Source organism: Streptomyces odonnellii (assembly GCF_000981895.1).
Taxonomy (GTDB): domain Bacteria; phylum Actinomycetota; class Actinomycetes; order Streptomycetales; family Streptomycetaceae; genus Streptomyces; species Streptomyces odonnellii.
On record NZ_LATD01000442.1, the window covers coordinates 1 to 3476 of the forward strand.

The following is a 3476-nucleotide window of genomic DNA, read 5'->3' on the forward strand; positions in this document are numbered from 1 at the left end:
GTGTATAAGGGACAGGGGGTGATGGTGCGGATCACGGGTGGGGTGACGGTGCGGTGACGGGCGGGGCGATGGTCGGGGTGACGGTGCGGGGCGATGGTCCGGACGACGGCCGGCCGGTGGCCAGGACGGCGGTCGGGATAACGGTCGAGGCGATGGCCCCCGCAGGCGTAACCACAGGCGTAATCGCAGGCGTACGGTCGTAGCGCCTGGCCATTCCCAGGGGGCTGACTTCCCGTACCTGTACGATGAAGGCGCACCTGACTGATCGACCACCTCTGCCTGACGCAGGGCTGGCGCGACCGTATGGCGGCCGTGGCGTTCCCCCCGTGGGCCCTGGTATCTACCGCAGTCCCGCGCAAGAGGACAGCCCTCGGCTGCCCCCGTACCCCCGGGGCGCGCTACCAGGCGGCAGAAAGGCAAGGGCCGTGTCCCGCAACACGGTCGGCACCACCAACGCGCCGCCCCGGGGCAGCGCCCCGCGCCGCCCCGGCTACGGGCAGCTCCTCCGTACACCAGGCGTCTGGACATTCCTCCTCCCCGGATTCGCCGCCCGGCAGCCCTTCGCGATGCTGACGATCAGCATCGTCCTGCTGGTCCGGCACACCACCGGTTCGTACGGCAGCGCCGGAGCCGTCGCCGCGGTCACCGGCGTCTCCATGGCCCTCTGCGCGCCGAGAAGCGGCAGGCTGGCTGACCGGTTCGGACAGCGCGCGGTCCTGGTACCAGGCGTACTGGTCCACACCGGCTCGGCGGCGGCGCTCACCGCACTCGCCCTGGCGCACGCCCCTCTGTGGGCGCTGTTCGCCGCGGCCGTCCCCACCGGCGCCTCCGTCCCGCAGATCGGCCCCATGGTCCGGACCCGCTGGGCCGCTCTGCTGGGCGCCGGGTCCGGTCCAGCGGGCCCGGCACGCATCGAATCGGGCGGTGCTGTAGGTACTGCTTCAGGCGTTTCAGGTGCTGCCCCGTCTCCCTCCTCCCTCCCCTCCTTGCTGCCGACCGCGGCGGCCTTCGAGTCCGTGACGGACGAGTTCACCTTTGTCATCGGGCCCGTGCTCGCGACCGCGCTGTGCACCGGCGTCCACCCGGCGGCCGGACTGATCGCCGAAGCGGCACTCACCCTGGCCGGCGGGCTGCTCTTCGCCGCCCGGCGCGGGACCCAGCCCCGGACCGCCCGGCGCGGGGCGGGCGCCCCGGCGGAGCCCGGCCGGTCCGCGCTGTCCGTGCCCGGGGTACGGGTACTGGCCGTGGCCTTCCTGGGAATCGGTTCCGTCTTCGGCGGCATGCAGGTCTCGCTGACGGCGTTCACCGAGGAGATCGGCACCCCCGGATTGAACGGTGTGCTGTACGGGATCTTCGCCGCCGGCAATATGGTCGCCGGAATCGTGTGCGGCGCCGTCGCCTGGAAGACCGGCCCCCGCCGCAGACTCATGGCGGGATATTCGGGACTGACATTGGTCGTCTCCTCTCTGTGGTCGGTGCACTCGGTGCCGCTCCTCGCCGGGCTCGGCCTGCTGGTCGGGCTCTGTATCGCGCCCACCCTGATCACCGGCTACACACTGGTCGAGTCGCTCGTGCCCGCTTCGGTCCGCACCGAGGCCTTCACCTGGCTGACCGGCGCGGTCGCGCTGGGCCAGGCCGCGGCGGTGACCGCCGCGGGACAGCTCGCCGACGCCCATGGCGCGAGCGCCGGATTCGCCGTCCCGCTCGCCGGTACGGTGGCGGCTCTCGTCACCCTGGTACTACTGCGTTCGCGGCTGGCCCCGAAGCTCCCGGAACGGGTTGCCGCGCGTGGGATGAGTCACCGCGTTCCGATGGCAGTGGACTGATCGCGCGGAATACGTCACTATGGAGCGTCGTTAGCACTCATTGAGTGAGAGTGCCAGGAGGAGCAAGTGCCGACCTATCAGTACCAGTGCACCGAGTGCGGCGAGGGCCTCGAGGCGGTGCAGAAGTTCACCGATGACGCCCTTACCGTCTGCCCGAACTGCCAGGGACGCCTGAAGAAGGTGTTCTCCGCGGTCGGCATCGTCTTCAAGGGCTCCGGTTTCTACCGCAACGACAGCCGTGGCTCGTCGTCGGGCAGCGCCCCCGCTTCGGCGAACTCGTCGGGCTCGGCCGCCTCGGGTACGAAGTCGTCCTCGTCGTCGGAGTCCAAGACCGCGGCGTCGGCCTCCTCCTCGGCCTCCGGTTCCTCCGCGTCCGGTTCGGGTTCGGGTTCCAGCTCTGGTTCTTCGGCGTCGAGCGGCAGCTCCAGCGGCTCCTCGGCGGCCTGATCTCGCGTCGTTCTCTTCTCTCGCAGGGCCCCGCCGCATCCCGCGGCCGGGGTCCTTCGTGTATGCCCGGGACGGCACGGCTACTGTGATCGGATGGCGAACGCAGAGATCGGCGTGATCGGTGGCTCGGGCTTCTACTCCTTTCTGGAGGATGTGACCGAGGTCCAGGTGGACACTCCGTACGGACCGCCCAGTGACTCCCTTTTCCTCGGCGAGATCGCGGGCCGGCAGGTCGCGTTCCTGCCCCGGCACGGCCGCTCGCACGGTCTGGCCCCGCACCGCATCAACTACCGTGCCAACCTGTGGGCGCTGCGCTCCGTCGGTGTGAAGCAGGTACTGGGCCCGTGCGCCGTGGGCGGGCTGCGGCCGGAGTACGGGCCGGGCACGCTGCTCGTACCCGACCAGCTAGTGGACCGCACCAAGGCGCGGACACAGACCTACTACGACGGGGTGCCACTGCCGGACGGCAGCGCGTCCAAGGTCGTCCATATCTCGCTCGCCGACCCGTACTGTCCCGAGGGGCGCGGGGCGGCGCTGGCGGCGGCGCGCCGGCATGGCTGGGAGCCGGTGGACGGCGGGACACTCGTGGTCATCGAGGGTCCGCGCTTCTCGACGCGAGCCGAGTCCCGGTGGCATGCGGCGATGGGCTGGTCGGTGGTCGGGATGACCGGGCACCCCGAAGCCGTGCTCGCTCGTGAACTGGGCCTGTGCTACACCTCCATGACACTTGTGACGGATCTGGACGCGGGGGCGGAGACCGGAGAGGGGGTCTCCCACGAGGAGGTCCTCCGGGTCTTCGCCGCGAATGTCGACCGGCTGCGCACCGTGCTCTTCGACGCAGTGGGCGGACTGCAGCCGAGTGGGACGCGCGACTGTCTCTGCTCGCATGCGCTGGACGGGATCGACACCGGGCTCAAACTGCCCTGATCACGGGTTGCCCCGGCCCTCCGCGAACCATGCGCGGAGAAACGGGATTTGAGTCGGCGAACGCCGGAACCACTCTTGCGGGTGGCGGAGTTGTCCACAACCGGTAGGTGATCCACAGGCTCCGGCGGGATCGTGCCGGACCGTGGATTGTGGGGAGCGATCGAAGAAACTCCTCACGTCAGGCGGTGTTCGCCATGTCCCATTCCTTCTCGCACAACTCGTGCGATCCGTCCCCTTGTTCCTCTTCTTCCCCTTGCCCCTCGGCGGGTTCTCCCC

The 3476-nt window shown here is 70.2% G+C and carries 3 protein-coding genes; all 3 read left to right on the forward strand.

The window, feature by feature from the left end; translation table 11 throughout:
• Positions 1–425: 425 nt before the first annotated feature.
• Entirely contained in the window at positions 426–1826 is a 1401-nt protein-coding gene (locus tag WH07_RS32380; RefSeq protein WP_046508071.1) for an MFS transporter, read from the forward strand.
• A 66-nt stretch (positions 1827–1892) separates the two neighbouring features.
• Positions 1893–2273, forward strand: a complete 381-nt coding sequence (locus WH07_RS32385; RefSeq protein WP_046508073.1) for an FmdB family zinc ribbon protein — start codon at positions 1893–1895, stop codon at positions 2271–2273.
• Positions 2274–2366: 93 nt separating this feature from the next.
• On the forward strand, positions 2367–3200 hold the full coding sequence (locus tag WH07_RS32390) for an S-methyl-5'-thioadenosine phosphorylase (RefSeq protein ID WP_046508075.1): 834 nt from the start codon (positions 2367–2369) through the stop codon (positions 3198–3200).
• The last annotated feature ends 276 nt before the right edge of the window (positions 3201–3476 follow it).